The 17,249-nt window shown below is 67.8% G+C and carries 15 protein-coding genes; 11 read left to right on the top strand and 4 right to left on the bottom strand.

The window, feature by feature from the left end:
* Positions 1-125: 125 nt before the first annotated feature.
* Together azoR2 and AT700_RS15325 are read left to right on the top strand one after the other, a co-directional pair.
* Positions 126-734 (top strand): FMN-dependent NADH-azoreductase AzoR2, encoded by a 609-nt coding sequence (gene azoR2, locus AT700_RS15330; RefSeq protein WP_003088332.1) that lies wholly within the window; start codon positions 126-128, stop codon positions 732-734.
* Between the two features lie 106 nt (positions 735-840).
* On the top strand, positions 841-1,107 hold the full coding sequence (locus AT700_RS15325; protein ID WP_003088334.1) for a hypothetical protein: 267 nt from the start codon (positions 841-843) through the stop codon (positions 1,105-1,107).
* Between the two features lie 85 nt (positions 1,108-1,192).
* Here the strand turns inward: AT700_RS15325 and AT700_RS15320 are convergent, their stop codons facing one another.
* Positions 1,193-2,782, bottom strand: coding sequence for an ABC-F family ATPase (locus AT700_RS15320; RefSeq protein ID WP_003111315.1), 1,590 nt, complete (start codon positions 2,780-2,782; stop codon positions 1,193-1,195).
* Positions 2,783-3,085: 303 nt separating this feature from the next.
* Between AT700_RS15320 and AT700_RS15310 the strand changes: the two genes are divergently transcribed.
* Both AT700_RS15310 and AT700_RS15305 read left to right on the top strand, forming a co-directional pair.
* Positions 3,086-3,421 (top strand): hypothetical protein, encoded by a 336-nt coding sequence (locus tag AT700_RS15310; protein ID WP_003119150.1) that lies wholly within the window; start codon positions 3,086-3,088, stop codon positions 3,419-3,421.
* Between the two features lie 282 nt (positions 3,422-3,703).
* Positions 3,704-4,075 (top strand): 5-carboxymethyl-2-hydroxymuconate Delta-isomerase, encoded by a 372-nt coding sequence (locus tag AT700_RS15305; RefSeq protein WP_003119149.1) that lies wholly within the window; start codon positions 3,704-3,706, stop codon positions 4,073-4,075.
* A 20-nt stretch (positions 4,076-4,095) separates the two neighbouring features.
* Here the strand turns inward: AT700_RS15305 and AT700_RS15300 are convergent, their stop codons facing one another.
* On the bottom strand, positions 4,096-4,596 hold the full coding sequence (locus AT700_RS15300; RefSeq protein WP_003119148.1) for a hypothetical protein: 501 nt from the start codon (positions 4,594-4,596) through the stop codon (positions 4,096-4,098).
* A 184-nt stretch (positions 4,597-4,780) separates the two neighbouring features.
* On the opposite strand from AT700_RS15300, the gene AT700_RS15295 reads away from it, so the two are divergent.
* Both AT700_RS15295 and AT700_RS15290 read left to right on the top strand, forming a co-directional pair.
* Positions 4,781-5,014, top strand: a complete 234-nt coding sequence (locus tag AT700_RS15295; RefSeq protein ID WP_003111311.1) for a hypothetical protein — start codon at positions 4,781-4,783, stop codon at positions 5,012-5,014.
* Positions 5,015-5,105: 91 nt separating this feature from the next.
* Entirely contained in the window at positions 5,106-5,453 is a 348-nt protein-coding gene (locus AT700_RS15290; RefSeq protein ID WP_003113470.1) for an I78 family peptidase inhibitor, read from the top strand.
* A 66-nt stretch (positions 5,454-5,519) separates the two neighbouring features.
* Here AT700_RS15290 and AT700_RS15285 read toward each other — a convergent pair whose 3' ends face one another.
* On the bottom strand, positions 5,520-5,759 hold the full coding sequence (locus AT700_RS15285) for a hypothetical protein (protein ID WP_003088496.1): 240 nt from the start codon (positions 5,757-5,759) through the stop codon (positions 5,520-5,522).
* A 235-nt stretch (positions 5,760-5,994) separates the two neighbouring features.
* Positions 5,995-7,308, bottom strand: coding sequence for a branched-chain amino acid transport system II carrier protein (gene brnQ / locus AT700_RS15280; RefSeq protein WP_003113469.1), 1,314 nt, complete (start codon positions 7,306-7,308; stop codon positions 5,995-5,997).
* A gap of 525 nt (positions 7,309-7,833) precedes the next feature.
* On the opposite strand from brnQ, the gene AT700_RS15275 reads away from it, so the two are divergent.
* The 5 genes from AT700_RS15275 (at position 7,834) to nahK (ending at position 17,248) form a co-directional block, all read left to right on the top strand.
* Positions 7,834-9,537 carry a phosphoethanolamine transferase gene (locus AT700_RS15275; RefSeq protein WP_048521128.1) on the top strand — a complete coding sequence of 568 codons (1,704 nt, stop codon included), beginning with the start codon at positions 7,834-7,836 and terminating at the stop codon, positions 9,535-9,537.
* A gap of 76 nt (positions 9,538-9,613) precedes the next feature.
* Complete coding sequence (gene pqqF, locus AT700_RS15270; protein ID WP_048521127.1) at positions 9,614-11,941, top strand: pyrroloquinoline quinone biosynthesis protein PqqF; 2,328 nt, start codon at positions 9,614-9,616, stop codon at positions 11,939-11,941.
* Positions 11,942-12,207: 266 nt separating this feature from the next.
* On the top strand, positions 12,208-13,407 hold the full coding sequence (locus tag AT700_RS15265) for a porin (protein WP_048521126.1): 1,200 nt from the start codon (positions 12,208-12,210) through the stop codon (positions 13,405-13,407).
* Between the two features lie 102 nt (positions 13,408-13,509).
* Complete coding sequence (nosP, locus tag AT700_RS15260) at positions 13,510-14,673, top strand: nitric oxide-sensing protein NosP (RefSeq protein ID WP_003106998.1); 1,164 nt, start codon at positions 13,510-13,512, stop codon at positions 14,671-14,673.
* A complete protein-coding gene (gene nahK / locus AT700_RS15255) occupies positions 14,603-17,248 on the top strand; it encodes a hybrid sensor histidine kinase/response regulator NahK/ErcS' (protein ID WP_010895594.1) in 2,646 nt (881 codons plus the stop codon). The genes nosP and nahK overlap by 71 nt, the downstream gene beginning before the upstream one ends.
* Position 17,249 lies beyond the last annotated feature (1 nt).

Genomic DNA, 17,249 nt, shown 5'->3' with positions numbered 1-17,249 from the left:
AACAGATTGTCCTATGTGTGGGACGAATAGTCATGTTTCTACCGACTAATCGTCGATTGGCCTTGCCGGTAGGATGCAAACCACTCGATCGCCACACTGCGATCCCCCACTTTCAGGAGCGAGACATGAAACTTTTGCATATCGATTCCAGCATCCTCGGCGACGCCTCCGCTTCCCGCCAACTGAGCGCCGAGCTGGTCCAGGCCTGGCGGCAGAACGAAGACGGGCTTGACGTCACCTACCGCGACCTGGCCGCCGACGCGGTGGCGCATTTCTCCGCCCTGACCCTGGCCGCCGGCAGCACCCCGGCGGAGCTGCGCGATGCCGCGCTGAAGCATGAAGTCGCGGTGGGTGAAGAAGTGCTGGAAGAGTTCCTCGCCGCCGACGTCGTGGTAATCGGCGCGCCGATGTACAACTTCACCATCTCCAGCCAGCTCAAGGCCTGGATCGATCGCATCGCGGTCGCCGGCAAGACCTTCCGCTACACCGAGAACGGCCCGGTTGGCCTGGCCGGCGACAAGAAAGTGGTGATCGTCTCCACCGCCGGTGGCGTGCATGCCGGCCAGCCGACCGGCGCGGCCCACGAAGGCTACCTGCGCACCGTGCTGGGTTTCTTCGGCATCACCGATATCGAAGTGGTTCGCGCCGAAGGCCTGGCCTATGGCGAGGAGCCCCGCGCCCAGGCCATCGCCGCCGCCCGCCGGCAGATCGCCGGGCAGTTCGCCGCGGCCTGATCCCCGCGTCATCGGAAAACCCCGCTTCGGCGGGGTTTTCGCGTTGTGCGCAGCGGCGCGCTGCGTGTAGATTGGCCGGACAATTACAAGCACAAGGAACCGGCCTGTGAGCGCGTGTTACTGCCGCAACTGCGGCGCCCGAGCGACCCGTCTCGTCGAGAACGGCATCTGCGAAGCCTGCAAGCGGCGCTCGGACATCAATCCGAAGAACGTCCTGATCGCCGCCGCCCTGATCGTCTACATCGGGGTGAACGTGGCTGCCTACATCAAGGACCACCCGCCCCGCGAGCTGACCGCCGAACAGCGCGAGAAGATCGCCGAGGGCCAGCGCCTGGCGACCCGCGCGGCGATGATGGCCGGCTACGTCGACTGAGTCGCGCTCCCCATAGGCCCTGCGCGTCCATGCCGGAATGAAAAAGCCCCGCGGATGCGGGGCTTTTGCGTTGCGCGACGGGGACTCAGACGATCACGCCCTGGCTGCGCAGGTAGTCGTCATAGCTGCCGCTGAAGTCGGTCACGCCGTTCTCGCCCAGCTCGATGATGCGGGTAGCCAGTGAGGAAACGAATTCGCGGTCGTGGCTGACGAAGATCAGCGTGCCCGGATAGTTGTCCAGCGCCAGGTTCAGCGCCTCGATGGACTCCATGTCCAGGTGGTTGGTCGGCTCGTCCATCACCAGCACGTTGGGGCGCTTGAGGATCAGCCGGCCGAACAGCATGCGGCCCTGCTCGCCGCCGGAGATCACTTTCACCGACTTCTTGATCTCGTCGTTGGAGAACAGCATGCGGCCGAGGGTGCCGCGCACCAGTTGTTCGCCGCCCTGGGTCCACTGGGCCATCCAGTCGAACAGGCTCATGTCGTCGGCGAAGTCGTCGGCATGGTCCTGGGCGAAATAGCCGACGTCGGCGCTGTCGGTCCATTTCACCTCGCCGCCATCCACCGGCAGGTCGCCGACCAGGCAGCGCAACAGGGTGGTCTTGCCGATGCCGTTGGGGCCGATGATGGCGACGCGCTCGCCGGCCTCGACCTGCAGGCTCAGGCCCTTGAACAGCGGCTTGCCGTCATAGCCCTTGCTGATGTTTTCCACGGTCACCGCCTGGCGGTGCAGCTTCTTGTATTGCTCGAAGCGGATGAACGGGCTGACCCGGCTGGACGGCTTGACCTCCTCCAGCTGGATCTTGTCGATCTGCCGGGCGCGGCTGGTGGCCTGCTTGGCCTTGGAAGCGTTGGCCGAGAAGCGGCTGACGAAGGATTGCAGCTCGGCGATCTGCGCCTTCTTCTTGGCGTTGTCCGACAGCAGGCGCTCGCGGGCCTGTTCGGCGGCGGTCATGTACTCGTCGTAGTTGCCCGGGAACAGGCGTAGCTCGCCGTAGTCCAGGTCGGCCATGTGGGTGCAGACGCTGTTCAGGAAGTGGCGATCGTGGGAAATGATGATCATGGTGCTGTTGCGCGCGGTGAGCACGCCTTCCAGCCAGCGGATGGTGTTGATGTCCAGGTGGTTGGTCGGTTCGTCGAGCAGCAGCACGTCCGGGTCCGAGAACAGCGCCTGGGCCAGCAGTACGCGCAGCTTCCAGCCGGGAGCGACGGCGCTCATCGGGCCGAAGTGCTGCTCCAGCGGGATGCCCAGGCCGAGCAGCAGCTCGCCGGCGCGGGACTCGGCGGTGTAGCCGTCGAACTCGGCGAACTGGACTTCCAGCTCGGCCACCGCCATGCCATCTGCCTCGCTCATTTCCGGCAGGGAGTAGATGCGGTCGCGTTCGGCCTTCACCGCCCAGAGTTCCTCGTGGCCCATGATCACCGTATCGATGACGCTGAAGTCCTCGTAGGCGAACTGGTCCTGGCGCAGCTTGCCCAGGCGCACGTTGGGTTCCAGCATGACCTGGCCGGCGCTCGGCTCCAGGTCGTTGCCGAGGATCTTCATGAAGGTCGACTTGCCGCAACCGTTGGCGCCGATCAGGCCGTAGCGGTTGCCGTTGCCGAACTTGACGGAAACGTTCTCGAACAGCGGCTTGGCGCCGAACTGCATGGTGATATTCGCGGTGGAGATCAACTTCTTTACCTATAGAGGACTTACGCACGCCTGGACCATGGCGATACCGGTCTGCTACCGGTCTCGGCTTTCCGCTGCGCTCCATCTGGAGCATGGGGCGATCCTGCGGGCATTCGTGGAGTGCCGCAGCCAGCGTCATGACGTGGCTGTAGCGCGATGAAGGCGGGGTGTGATGCCTGGCATTCGGCGAATTGTCTCACAGGTGCGCCTGCCGTTGCATGACAGCGTACGCCGAAGCGGTTTTTCCCGCTGCCCGGCAGGTGGTAGAGTCCCGTCTTCCGCTCATCCGCAAAGGACTCCCCGATGAAGCCCGCTGTTCTCCCCGCGTTGTTGGTTCTGTCGCTGCTGGGCGGTTGCGGGGATTCATCGTCGGACGGAAAGGCCGCTTCCGGGCCGCTGGCGTTGCACTGCGGAGACTTCGGCAAACTCGAGGTGATCGACGGTTTCGCCAGTCTAAAGCTGCCCGACGGCAGCAGCGTCCAGTCGCTGGGCGGCGATGTCCGCAGCCTCGCCGATGGCCAGGCGCTGAGCGCGATTTCCTATAGCGACGGTTCGGTCCTGTACCGCCAGGCGGGCGACACGCCCGGCTACCTGTACACGCCGGCCAAAGGCCAGCGGCAGGCCTGCGAGACGCGCTGAACGATCCCGCCGGAGGGAATGCCCATGCCCGGTGCCGCCGATATTGTCCGTCATCACGACAGCGACCCGCTGGAAAATCCCTGGGTCGACGGCCAGCCGCCAAGCGCGGCGAGCAACGGGTGGCGGACTACAACCGGTGCAAGGAGCCGCTGATCCGCGCCATCTACGCGCGGGTTTTCGCGGCCGCCGGGTTGATCTGAGCCACGCAGGCGCAGGCCGGCTGTCGCATCGCTCGTCGAGCCGCTAGAATCCCGCTCCCCATTCCCCGCAAGGCCCGCCAGCATGCCGCATCTCGTCATCGAAGCCACTGCCAACCTCCGCCTCGAAACGTCCCCCGGCGAACTGCTGGAGCAGGCCAATGCCGCGCTGTTCGCTTCCGGGCAATTCGGCGAGGCGGACATCAAGTCGCGCTTCGTCACCCTGGAGGCCTACCGGCAGGGAACCGCGGCGGCCGAGCGCGCCTACCTGCATGCCTGCCTGTCGATCCTCGACGGGCGCGACGCGGCGACCCGCCAGGCGCTGGGCGAGTCGCTCTGCGAGGTGCTCGCCGGAGCGGTGGCGGGCGGCGGCGAGGAGGGCGTGCAGGTCAGCGTCGAAGTGCGCGAGATGGAGCGCGCCAGCTACGCCAAGCGCGTCGTCGCCCGGCAGCGCTGAGAGACTGGCGCGCGCCTGGCTCAGATCCAGGCGTTCAGCGTCGCGCGGGCCTGCGTCGGGTCCTCTTGCCGTCCCGGCGCCTGGCCGTTCTGCATGGCGATCATCTCGCGCATGCGTTCGCCGATGCCTTTCTCCACCTGTTCGCGTTTCTCCGGCGGCATCGCGTCCAGTTCCTCCTCGGTCAGGCCGAGGCTCTTCAGGACCTGCTCGCGCATCCGCTCGGCAGGCGATTTCTGCATGTACTCCTTGAACTCGTCATAGGCCGACTTGCCTTCGCTGGCGCCGGCAGGGGCATTCGCCTGGTTCTGCTTCAGTGTCAGGTTCAGCTTCGCAAAACCCTCGTCCATGGCCTGGCGGGCGGACTCCGCGGCGGGATCGACGGCCTCGTTGCGCAATGGCGTGCCAAGGGCGGGGCGCGGTTTCAGCAGATCGCCGTTGCCGATCTCGGTGTTGGCTTGCCGCTGGTTGTTCAGGTAACGCGCAGACCAGCCGGAAAGGCTGGCGGGACCTATGCTGTTCATGACCTGCTTCCATGGAAATGAATGACCGCCGCTCCGTCGCAAGGGCCGTGCCAGGTCGCCGAACCCCGCGCCAGAGGGCTCGGCGCATGGCGCAGGGCGGGGCGGAGGCAAGCGCTTGCCGCGAACGGCAACGGCGTTCCGCGGTTAGAATGTCCGACTTGTGCAGCAGGTTGCGAAGAGAGCCATGACCGACACTCCCGACGATCGAACCGGAGATGCCTCCGGTCTGTCGAAGCGCCAGGCATTCCATCGGCAGCACCGGCAACGGGCGGAGGAAGAGGCGCGGCGCCTGCTCGACGCCCGCGCCGAACAGGGCGGCCGCTGGCTGGACTGGGTCGCGGGCCAGCTCTACCTCCTGCGTCCGCCGGAATACGCGGCCATGGTGCGTCGCGAACTGCAGCGCCTGAGCGGCGACTGAAGCTGGCGAATTTGTCAGCGCGGATTGCAGTTTCGCCAGGAAACCCATGCCACTGGTAAGGTGGCGATCCCAGAAGATCAGAGGAGGCGGTATGCCTTTGAAGCAGTTTTCCAGTGCACTCGTTCTCGCGGCCCTGCTCGCCGGTTGCAGCAGCAACGGCGACGGCCCGTCCACCGAAGGCGCCAGCGTAGCCACCGGCAGCGCCAGCGCGCCCGCGGCCACCCCGGCAGCGGACGGCCGTTGCGACGCCAATGCGGTGCAGGCCTATGTCGGCAAGCAGGCTTCCGCGGCCATCGTCGAGGAGGCCCGCCGCGCCGCCGGAGCGGAAGTCGCCCGGGCGCTGCGCCCGCACGATGCGGTGACCATGGACTACAACCCGCGCCGGCTGAACATCGATGTCGACGACACGCTGGTGATCAAGCGCCTGTCCTGCGGCTGACCGCCCAGCCCCGAATACGAAGAAGCCCCGCATCGCGGGGCTTTCTCTTGGCCGTTCGACGAGGCCTCAGATGGCGGTACTGCGTAGGGCGGCGTTGGACTGGCTGACGGCGGTTTGCGGTTTTTCCTCGAGAATTGCCTGACGCTTGGCCTGGTATTCCTCGAACGACAGGCTGCGCCGGGCCAGGTCCTCCAGCGCCAGTTGCCTGACCTCGTCGCTGCTGTACGGGCGAGAGGGGTTGTAGTCGCTGGCGCAGCCGGCGAGGGCGAGGGAGAACAACAGTACGCTGATGAGTGCCTTGGCCATGACCGGCTCCTGGATTCGCTTTCCTGGGGGAATGGTCGAAAGGCTAACAACCGCGCCGCTGCGCTAGAAATCATCCTGCTCGATAGTGCTTATTCGTTCGGCTGAACGCGGGAAGAAGCGCTGCCGGCGGCGGCAGGCGCCAGCCGGGCCGTGGGGTGTACGACGCGATTGGCGCCGCCCGCCGGCATGTCCCGCGCTCGGCCGGGAGAACAAGCGGCAGGCCGCTGGGGCCTGCTCAGGCGGCGACTTGCGCAGGCTTGCCCAGCAGGCGGTCGACCAGGCTGCAGGCGGCGAGAGTGGCGACCGAGGGGATCAACCAGGCCAGGCCCTGTTCGGCCAGCGGCAGGTGCAGCAGCCATTGCGGGAAGTCCTGGCCCAGGCCCGCCGCCTTCAGGGCATCGAGCACGCCGAACGCCAGGGAAACCAGCATCACCGGGGCGAGGATGCGCGTCGCCGAATGCCAGAGGCCGATGCAGAAGCTCAGCGCCACCAGCACGATGCACGGCGGATAGATCGCGGTGAGCACCGGGATCGAGACCTGGATCAGCTTGGTCAGGCCGAGGTTGGAAACGATGAAGGAGAACCCTGCCAGGATGATCACCAGGCTGCGGTAGGACAGCGGCAGGCGCTGGCAGAAGTACTCGGCGCAGGCGCAGGTCAGGCCGACCGCGGTGACCAGGCAGGCCAGCGCGATAAGTCCCGCCAGGAACGAGCTGCCGAGGCTGCCGAAGGTATGTTGCACGTAGGCATGCAGGACCGCCGCGCCGTTGCTGGCGTCGGCGGCGATGGCATGGCTGCCGGCGCCGAGCCGGAACAGGCTGACGTAGACCAGCACCAGGCCGACGCCGGCGATCAGCCCGGCGACGATGGCATAGCGGGTGATCAGCCGCGGCGACTGCACGCCGCGGGAACGGATGGCGTTGACGATGACGATGCCGAAGACCAGCGCGGCGAGGGTGTCCATGGTCAGGTAGCCGTTGACGAAACCCTGGGAGAACGCGGCCTGGGTGTACTCCGGCTGGGCCGTGCCGATCGGGCCGGCGGGCCAGAGGAAGGCGGCGACGCCGAGAATCGCCAGGGCGAGGATCTTCAGCGGGGCGAGGAAGCGTCCGACGGTGTCCAGCAGGCGACCGGGGTAGAGGGAGATGGCCAGGGCCAGAAGGAAGTACGCCAGGCTGTAGACGAACAGCGCCGTGCCGCTCTCGCCGAGCAGCGGCACCACGCCGACCTCGAAGGACACCGTGGCGGTGCGCGGAATGGCGAACAGCGGGCCGACCGCCAGGTAGCAGACCGCCGCCAGCAGGCCGCCGGCATACCTGCCGATCGGATGGCTGAGGGCGTCGACCGAACCGCCGACCTTGGCCAGGGCGATCACGGTGATCACCGGCAGCCCCACCGCGGTGATCAGGAAGCCCAGCGCCGCCAGCCACACATGGGGGCCGGACTGCAAGCCGACGATGGGCGGGAAGATGATGTTGCCGGCCCCGACGAACAGGGCAAAGGTCATAAAACCAAGCGCCAGGATGTCCCGGCCTTTCAAAGCGTTCATGCTGGAGAGGTACCGCGCTGCTCGAGGAAATTCACAGAAGGGTTTCCCGGGGGGTAGGGGAAACGGCACTCATCTGGATGGGACGAGCAGGGGAGGCGGCCGCCGTCCTTGTGGGAACCGGGCCGTAAGCTTGGCATGCTAACGAAAATGCCGGGGTCGCGGGATAGACATTGGTCTGGCTGTCCTTTTGTTGAAAAACGACGTCGCAATCAGAACAGTCCGTAGGCACTGGCGCCGGAGCGCTCCGCGTTCCTTGCCGCTTGCTGTCTTCCGCCCGCATCGGCGGCGCCATGCGGGGGGATGCCGGCGAACCCGGAGAGCTCCCGGAAAGCTTCCCGCGAACTTTTTGCAATCCGGCTGAAAGCCCCGGAATACAAGGGTTTCGGCGCTTTCGGAGGGTTACGTTTTCTGTAGGTATTCTTCACGAAAGATTGACGGATCGCCGAGCAGACTGCCGCCGTCGTCGAGTGCTGCCAGGGGCAACGCTGCGCACGGCAACCCGGAAGTCAGTGAAGATCCGTGCCCATGTCGAAAGCCCGCGCCGTCCGTCCCGAACTGCTGACCCTGCTGGTCAGCCTCGCCTTCCTGCTGTTCTACAACCTGCCGCTGTGGCAACGCCTGCTGGCGATCACCCCGGGGGGCTGGCAGGGCCTCGGCATGATGCTGGCGGTCGGCCTGATGATCGCCGCGATCTTCAACCTGGCGCTGACCCTGCTGGCGTTCCGCTGGCTGCTCAAGCCGGCGCTGACCCTGCTGATCCTGGCGGCCGCCGGTACCACCTACTTCATGACCCAGTACGGCGTGCTGATGGACGTCGGCATGCTGCGCAACGTCATGCAGACCAACCCGGCCGAGGTCGCCGACCTGCTTTCGCCGAAGCTCGCCGTCTACCTGGCGTTGCTTGGCGCGCTGCCGGTCTGGCTGCTGTGGCGCACGCCGGTGCGCTACCGGCCGTGGCCACGCGAGCTGCTGAGCAAGCTGCTGGTGGCGCTCGCCTGCCTGGCCCTGCTTGCCGGGGTGGCGCTGACCAATTACCAGGGGCTGTCCTCGCTGTTCCGCAACAACAAGGAACTGCGCCTGCAGGTCACCCCGAGCAACCTGGTCGGCGCCGCCATCGGCTACGCCAAGGGCCAGGCCCAGGCCGCCAGCCAGCCGCTGCGGCCGATCGCCGTCGATGCCCGGCGCGCCGACCTGTGGCAGGGCCATGCGCGCAAGTCGCTGACCGTGCTGGTGGTGGGTGAGAGCGCGCGGGCACAGAACTTCGGCCTCAACGGCTACGCTCGCGAGACCAACCCGCGGCTGAAGGCCGAGGAGGGCCTGATCAACTTCTCCAACGTGCACTCCTGCGGTACCGAGACCGCGGTGTCGGTGCCCTGCATGTTCTCCAACCTGGGCCGCGCGGACTACAGCGACGCTCGCGCGCGCACCCAGGAAGGCCTTCTCGATGTGTTGCAGCGCGCAGGCCTGCGGGTCCTGTGGCGGGACAACCAGTCCGGCTGCAAGGGCACCTGCGACCGCGTCGCCTTCCAGGACCTGAGCGAGAGCAAGGATCCGGCCCTGTGCGCCGGCGGCGAGTGCCATGACGAGATCCTCCTGCGCGACTTGCAGGCCTTCATCGACGGGCTGCAACAGGACACCGTGCTGGTCCTGCACCAGATGGGCAGCCACGGCCCGGCCTACTTCAAGCGCTATCCCAGGGAGTACGAGAAGTTCACCCCGGTCTGCGCCAGCAACGACTTCAGCGCCTGCTCGCGGGACAGCATCATCAACGGCTACGACAACACCCTGCTGTACACCGACCACGTGCTGGCCAGCCTGATCGACCTGCTGCGCAAGAACGAAGAGCGCATCGATACCGGCATGCTCTACCTCTCCGACCATGGCGAGTCGCTCGGCGAGTACAACCTCTACCTGCATGGCACGCCTTACCTGCTGGCGCCGGACCAGCAGAAGCACGTCGGCATGCTGGCCTGGTTCTCGCCCGGCTACCAGAGCGCCTTCGGCCTCGACAGTGGCTGCCTGCGCCAGCGCAGCAACGAGGAGCTGTCCCAGGACAACCTGTTCCACTCGATGCTCGGCCTGCTGGAAGTGCGCACCGGCGCCTACGATCCCGGCCTCGACCTGTTCGCCCCGTGCCGTGCGCCGGAGGTCCTGCAGGCGCTCAAGGCCGACGGCGGACGGGCGCTGTACTCCGAGGAAGCGTCTGGCCAGGAGCCGCCGGCTTCCTGATACGACTCGGCGAAAGGACTATTTCCTTCGCCTCGCGGAAGGGTAAGGTTCAGCCTCGGAACCCGCGAGGACGCCCATGGATCGCCACGCCCAACACCACCCCAGGAGCCGCGCCTGCGTGCTGCCCAACGGCCTGCGCCTGCACCTGGCGCATGATCCGGCGGCATCGCGCGCCGCTGCCTGGCTGCGGGTGGCGGCGGGCAGCCACGACGAGCCGAGCGCGCATCCCGGCCTGGCCCACTTCCTCGAGCACCTGTCGTTTCTCGGTGGCGCGGCGTTTCCCGGCGACGAGCGCCTGATGCCGTGGTTGCAGGTGCGCGGCGGCCAGGTCAACGCCAGCACCCGGGGCAGGACCACCGACTATTTCTTCGAGGTGACGGCGGAGCACCTTGGCGCCGGTCTGGCACGGCTGATCGACATGCTCGCCCGCCCCTTGCTGGACATCGATGCGCAACGGCGCGAGCGCGAAGTACTCGAGGCCGAATACCTGGCGCGCTCGGCCGACGAGCAGACCCTGATCGACGCAGCGCTGGCCCTCGGCCTGCCCGCCGGACACCCCCTGCGGCGTTTCGCTGCCGGGCGCCGCGACAGCCTGGCCCTGGAGAACGATGCGTTCCAGCGGGCCCTGCGCGAATTCCATGCCGCCCACTATCACGCCGGCAATTGCCAGCTATGGCTGCAAGGGCCGCAGGCACTGGACGAGCTGGAGAGGCTGGCGCAGCGTGCCTGCGCCGACCTGCCGGGGCGCGCGCCAGGCGCGAGTCCGCCGCCGCCGCCGTTGCTGCCCTTCGCCGGCGAAGCGCTGGCGCTGCGCCTGCCGGGACCGCCGCGGCTGGTGCTGGGCTTTGCCCTCGACGCTTTGCGGGAGGCCGACGAACAGACCCTGCAGGCGTTCGCCGAATTGCTCGGCGATCGCTCGCCGGGCGGGTTGCTGGCGGCACTCGGCGAACAGGGCCTGGGCGAATCGGCGGCGCTGCGGGTGGTTCATCGGGACGCGCGGCAGGCGCTCCTGGCGTTGACCTTCGAACTGTTCGACGGCAGCGCGGCGGCGGCGCTGGAGGCGGCCTTTTTCGACTGGCTGGGCGACCTGCGCGACGATGCCGCCAGCCTGCTGGCGGCGCGCCGGCCGTTGCTGGCGGAGCCCACTGCACCGCTGGAGCGACTACGCCAGCGCGTTCTTGGCCTGCCAGCGGAGATTCGCCCGGCCTGCCTGGACGCGCTGCGCGCCGACCGTTGCCTGCGGCTGCACCTGGACAGCGAACTCGACGGTGCCGAAGCGCGCTGGTCGGCGGGCTTCCGCCTGAGTGTGGCGCCGGTTGCCGCAGCGCCGCCGCTGGCCGCGCAGCGGCATGCCTGGCGCTTCGAACTGCCGTTGCCGCCCAGTGCCGCCGCCGAGGGCGCGCTGTTCCTGCGCTGGCGCTTTCCCGGTGTGCCCGCACGGTCACGCTTCCTGGCGCTGCGCCAGGCGTTGCGTCCGCTGTGCGGCCAGGCGCGCCTGGGGGGAGTGGAGATGGGCCTGGAGGCGCTCGGCGAAGACTGGTCGCTGAGCCTGCTCGGTCCGCGCGATCGCCTCGAGGCCGCCGTGCGCCCGGCCCTGGCCCGGCTCCTCGCGGCGCCGCCCGACTGGCGCGCAAACGGCGAGCGTCTGTCCTCCGCCGAGCGGCGCCGCAGCGCCAGTGGCCTGCCGATCCGGCAGTTGCTGGACGCCTTGCCCGGCCTACTCGGCGAGCCGCTGGCGGAGGTCGACGACTGGCGGCGGACCCGCTGGGACGCCTTGGTCATGCAGGCCGCGATGCCAGATCCCCGATGGATGCCCGGCCAGGCTGCCGGCGAGCGCCTGGAGCCTCTGCCGCCGAGGCCCGGACGGCATCGCCGCGAACTGGCCATGGACGGCGAGTCGGCGTTGCTGCTGTTCTGTCCGCTGCCCACGCAGGAGGTGCCGATGGAGGCGGCCTGGCGCTTGCTGGCGCGCCTGCACGAACCGGCCTTCCAGCGGCGCCTGCGCGACGAGCTGCAACTGGGCTACGCGTTGTTCTGCGGCTTCCGCGAGGTCGGCGCCCGGCGCGGCCTGCTGTTCGCCGCGCAATCTCCGCGTGCCTGCCCGGAACGCCTGCTGGAGCATATGGAGACCTTCCTCCAGCGCTCCGCCGAGGCGCTCGCGCAACTGCCGGCGCGACGCCTGGCCGGCCTGCGCGAAGCCCTCGCCGACGACCTGCGCCGAGCACCGGGTAGCTTCGCCGAGCGAGCACGGCGCGCCTGGGCGGAGCACCTTGGCGGTGGTGCCGGTCGCTCCCGGCTGCTCGCCGAGGCCGCCCTCGGCCTGAGCGGCGACGACCTGCTCGCGGCCCAGGCCCGGTTGCTGGAGGCGCGTGGCGGCTGGTGGGTGCTTTCCAGCCGGCGCTGAAGCGAGCCACGCGGTAACTCGACGACAGCCTTGCCGGCGTCACTGCGGCGTTAGGTCGAAAGCCGCGCTGCTTCGGTGGCGCTCCCGCCGCGACCAAGGTTGCGCTACCGCCGGAGGAGCGCTGCCCGCGCCTTGCGCAGCGGCACCCACGCCCACCATGAAGAAGCGTCGAAGCAGGCCCAAGGAAGCGTATGGCAGGGCTTTCCCGGTTTCGATAATCGGCTCCGCCACGACCGGCCCGGTCGTTTCACCTCGCGGAGTGCGCCATGAACAAGAACAACACCGCCGTTCGCCGAATCCTGCCGCTGACCCTGGCCTCGCTGGGTGCCCTGGGCGGCCTGCAACCGGCCGCCGCCGATATCCTGCTGTACGACAAGGACGAGACCACCTTTTCCACCGACGGCTACTTCAACGCCTTCTACGTCAACAGCGACGTCGACCGCCAGGGCGAGACCTACGATCGCCGCCAGTCGCGGGTGAAGATGGGATTCCTGCCGAACTACATCGGCTTCAACTTCGGCAGGAAGGTCGACGAGATGAGCCTCGGTGGTCGCGCTTCCTTCTGGGTGACCATCAACGACAGCGAGACCGACGGCACCGATACCGCCATCGACGTCCGTCAGTTCTACGGCACGGTCGCCGGCGACTGGGGCGAGGTGCTGATCGGCAAGGACTTCGGCCTGTTCTCGCGCTCGAACATCTTCCTCGACGAACTGCTGGCCGGTTTCGGCAACCCCAGCGACACCCTCGGCCTGGTGGACGGCAAGGGCGTCTCCTTCGGCAACATCGGCACCGGCTATCCGTATCCGTTCCCCACCTCGCAGATCACCTACCGCAACAACAACCTGCTGCCCGGCCTGCGCATCGCCGTGGGCATCCTCGACCCGATCGACTCCAACCAGATCGACAAAGATGCCAGCGACGGCCTCGACGACAAGGCCTACCAGGACAACCCGCGCTACGAGAGCGAGGTCAGCTACCAGTTCGACCTGGCCGGGGCGCAGGTCTACAGCTGGATCAACGGCGGCTACCAGACTTCGAAGAACACCAGCGACAGCGTCGACAGCGTGACTTCCAAGGGGGTCGGCTATGGCTTGCAGGTGAAGATGGGCGGCTTCTCCGTGACCGGTTCGGGGTTCACCGCCAAGGGCATCAATCCCTTCTTCACCAACAACGCCGGCGAAGCCGCGCTGCGCGAGGTGGACAGCCGCGGCGCATTGCTGCAGGGCTCGTATTCATGGGGCAAGAACCGCCTGGCGCTGTCCTACGGCAAGACCGTCGACGACGGCAACGGCCTGGGTTCCGCGGCCGACTACGAGAGTCGCGGCATCGCCTATTTCCGTACGATCAACGACAACCTCAAGCTGGTCGCCGAGCTGAACCGCTACCGGATCGACGGGCGCGACGGTGCCGCGCTCGACGAGGACACCGACACCGTGGCCCTCGGCGCCGTACTGAACTGGTGATACCGCTACTTTCGAAGGACCCCGCCGCGACCCAAGTAGGATAGGGGCCGCGGCGGCGCCCTTCGTAGAATGCTGGCGAGGCGGAACGACGGGGGAGCGGGCATGTACGAAGGGCAGGGGGAAGGGGTCTGCAGGGGCATGTCCAGCGCGCGCGACGTCGAAGTGGTGGCCCAGGACCTGGCGCGCCAGCTTATCCATCCGCACCTGGGCTTCGTGCTGTTCTTCTGTTCCGCGGAATACGACCTGCCGGCCCTTGCCGAGATGCTCGAACGCTACTTCGGCGGCATCGACCTGGTCGGCTGCACCACAGCCGGCGAGATCACTCCGGCGGGCTACGGACGCGGCTGCGTCAGCGCGGTGGGCTTCGACGTGCGCAGCTTCGCCATCAGCAGCGCGCTGATCGACGAAATGGAGCGCTTCAGCCTGCTGGACGCGCAGCAGATGGTCGAGACCCTGGTGGCCGGCTGTCGCCGCGGCGGCCTGGCGCCGATCAAGGACCACAGTTTCGCCCTGACCTTGCTCGACGGCCTGTCCAGCCGCGAAGAGGTGGTGCTCGCCGCGCTTGGCGCGGCGCTCGGCGCGATCCCGCATTTCGGTGGCTCGGCCGGCGACGACCGGCACCTGACCCACACCCATGTCTACCACCAGGGCCAGTTCCATACCGGGGCGGCAGTGGTGGTGCTGGTCAACACCTGGCTGGACTTCGAGGTCTTCACCACCCATCACGTGGTGCCGCGCGCCGAAAAGTTGGTGGTGACCCGCGCCGACAGCGGCAGCCGGCGGGTCCACGAACTCAACGCCGAGCCGGCGGCGCTGGAATACGCCCGGCTGGTCGGGGTGGCGCCGCAGGCGCTGGATTTCGCCCTGTTCTCCGCGCATCCGCTGGCGGTGCGGGTCGACGAACGCTATTACGTGCGCTCGATCCAGCAGGCCAACGAGGACCTGAGCCTGACCTTCTACTGTGCGGTGGAGAACGGCATCGTTCTCACCGCGATGAGCACCGGCCCGCTGTTGCCCAACCTGGAGGCGCAGTTCCGCCGCCTCCACGAGCGCCTCGGACCGCCGTTGCTGACCATCGGTTGCGACTGCTTCCTGCGGCGCCTGGAGCTGGAGGTCGGCGGTGACACGCAAGCTACCGCCGCGTTTCTCCGCAGCCAGCAGGTGATCGGCTTCAACACCTACGGAGAGCAATTCAATGGCATGCATATCAACCAGACCTTCACCGGGGTCGCCATTGGCCGACCCCGCGGAGGTGTCCGTCGCTGAGCTGCAGGCGCGGGTCGTCGCCCTCGAAGAAGAGCGGCACAAGTTGCAGCGGATCAACCAGGCGCTGATCGGACGCATCGAGTCGAGCGCTGCGCAGAGCGACGAGGCCTACGGTGCCTTCCAGTATTCCGTGGTGTTGGCCGAGCAGGTCCGCGAGCGCACCGACGCGCTGAGCCAGACGATGCTCGAACTGAAGGCCAGCAACCAGTTGCTCAGCGACGCTCGCCTGCGTGCCGAGACCGCCCACCAGCATCTGCTCGACGCCATCGAAAGCATCTCCGACGCCTTCGTCCTGTTCGATCCGCAGCAACGCATCGTGTTGTTCAACGAGCGCTTCCGCGCGCTGTGGATCGACAGCCGGGCGCGGATCGGTCCTGGCATGCGTCGCGCCGAACTGCACCGGCTGGCGCGTAGCGGCGGGCTGATCGTCGAGGAGCAGCGCGGCGGCGACCAGCAGACCCTGTACCGCCTGCGCGACGAGCGCTGGCTGCGGATGAGCGAGCGACCGACCCGCGACGGCGGGCTGGCGGTGCTCTACAGCGACGTCACCGAGATCAAGCTCAGCGAGACCGCGCGCCGCGAGCAGGCCCTGGCGCAGAAGTCGCACCTGTTGCAGCGGGCGGTGGACAATCTCTCCCAGGGCGTGGCGATGGTCGGTGCCGACGGCGTGCTGGAGTTGTGGAACCGGCGCTTCCTGGAGCTCTGCGGGCTGGCCCCGATCGCCGGGCACCGGGCCTTCGCCGAAGTCATGGCGGAGAGCGAATTGCCGTTGCTCACGCCGCGTAGCCAGGACTCCCAGGGGAGTCCGCTGAGCGCCCGCGAGCAGCGCCTGTTCGATGGCCGGGTGCTGGAGATCCGTACCCATGCACTGCCCACCGGCGGCTTCGTCAACACCTTCACCGACATCACCGAACGCTATCGCCACGCCGAGGCGTTGCGTGCCAGCGAGCGCTGGATCCGCCTGATCACCGACCAGGTGCCGGCGCTGATCGCCTATCTCAGCGACGAACTGGTCTACGAATTCACCAACAAGGTCTACGAGGAGTGGTACCGCTGGCCCAGCGGCTCGATGCTCGGCCGCTGCCTGCGCGACGTGCATGGCGCCGAGCACTGCCGGCGCCTGGAGCCGTACTTCGAGCGGGCTCTGGCCGGCGAAAGCGTGACCTTCGAGATCGCCGAGACCGCGTTGTCCGGCGAGGAGCGCTACATGCAGCGCTCCTACGTGCCGAACCGCCAGGCCGACGGCCGGGTCGCCGGGCTGTTCGTGCTGATTCGGGATATCACCGAGCGCCGGCGGACCGCCGAGGCGCTGCACCAGGCCTACCAGAACCTCGAACAGCGGGTGCGCGAGCGGACCGCCGAGCTGACCACCCTCAACGACCAGTTCAAGCGCGAGATCCACGAGCGCAGCCAGGTCGAGGCGCGCCTGCGCGAGGCCAAGCGCGAGGCGGAACAGGCCAACCTGTCGAAGACCAAGTTCCTCGCGGCGGTCAGCCACGACCTGCTGCAACCGCTGAACGCCGCGCGGCTGTTCACCAGCGCCTTGCAGGAGCGCGGCAGCGCGACGCGGGACAACGAGGCGCTGGTGAACAACATCAGCCATTCGCTGGAGGACGTGGAGAACCTGCTCGGCACCCTGGTGGACATTTCCAAGCTGGACGCCGGCGTGATCACCCCGGACATCGCCCCGTTCGAGCTTGGCGAACTGCTCGGCAACCTGGCCGCGGAGTACCGCCAGGTAGCCGCCAGCGAAGGGCTACGCCTGGACTTCGTGGCCTGCGGGGCGCTGGTCCGCAGCGACCAGCAACTGCTCGCGCGAATCCTCCGCAATCTGCTTTCCAACGCCATCCGCTATACCCCGCGAGGGCGCGTGCTGCTGGGTTGCCGCCGGCATCGGCAGCGCCTGTCGATCGAGGTCTGGGACACCGGGGTGGGCATCGCCGCCGACAAGCTCGGCGAGATTTTCCAGGAATTCAAGCGCGGCGAGTCACAGCGTTGTCACCAGGACCGCGGGCTCGGCCTGGGATTGGCGATCGTCGACAAGATCGCCCGCATGCTCGGCCACCGGGTCCGGGTCGGCTCGCTGCCGGGCAAGGGCTCATGCTTCGCCATCGAGGTACCGCTGGCCCGCCATGCCCCGCGCAGTCGCGCCGAGCCGCTGGCCAGCGCGGACGACCTGCGCGAGCGCCTGCGTGGTTCGCGGGTGTGGGTGCTGGACAACGATGCGGCGATCTGCGCAGGCATGCGCACGTTGCTCGAAGCCTGGGGCTGCCGGGTAGTGACGGCGCTGTCGGAGGAAGACCTGGCGCGGCAGGTCGACAACTACCATGCCGAGGCCGACCTGCTGATCGTCGACTATCACCTCGACGACCAGCGCAACGGCGTCGACGCGGTCGCCGCGATCAACGCCCGGCGCGGCTCGCCGCTGCCGGCGCTGATGATCACCGCCAACTACAGCAACGAGCTCAAGCAGCAGGTCCGCGAGCTTGGCCATACCCTGATGCACAAGCCGGTGCGGCCGATGAAGCTGAAGACCGCGCTCTGCCACTTGCTGGAGCGCGAAGCCTCGGTCTGAT

Source organism: Pseudomonas aeruginosa (genome assembly GCF_001457615.1).
Classification (GTDB): Bacteria; Pseudomonadota; Gammaproteobacteria; order Pseudomonadales; family Pseudomonadaceae; genus Pseudomonas; species Pseudomonas aeruginosa.
The sequence above is the reverse complement of the archived record's forward strand: the minus strand, read 5'-3'. Positions and strand labels throughout refer to the sequence as shown.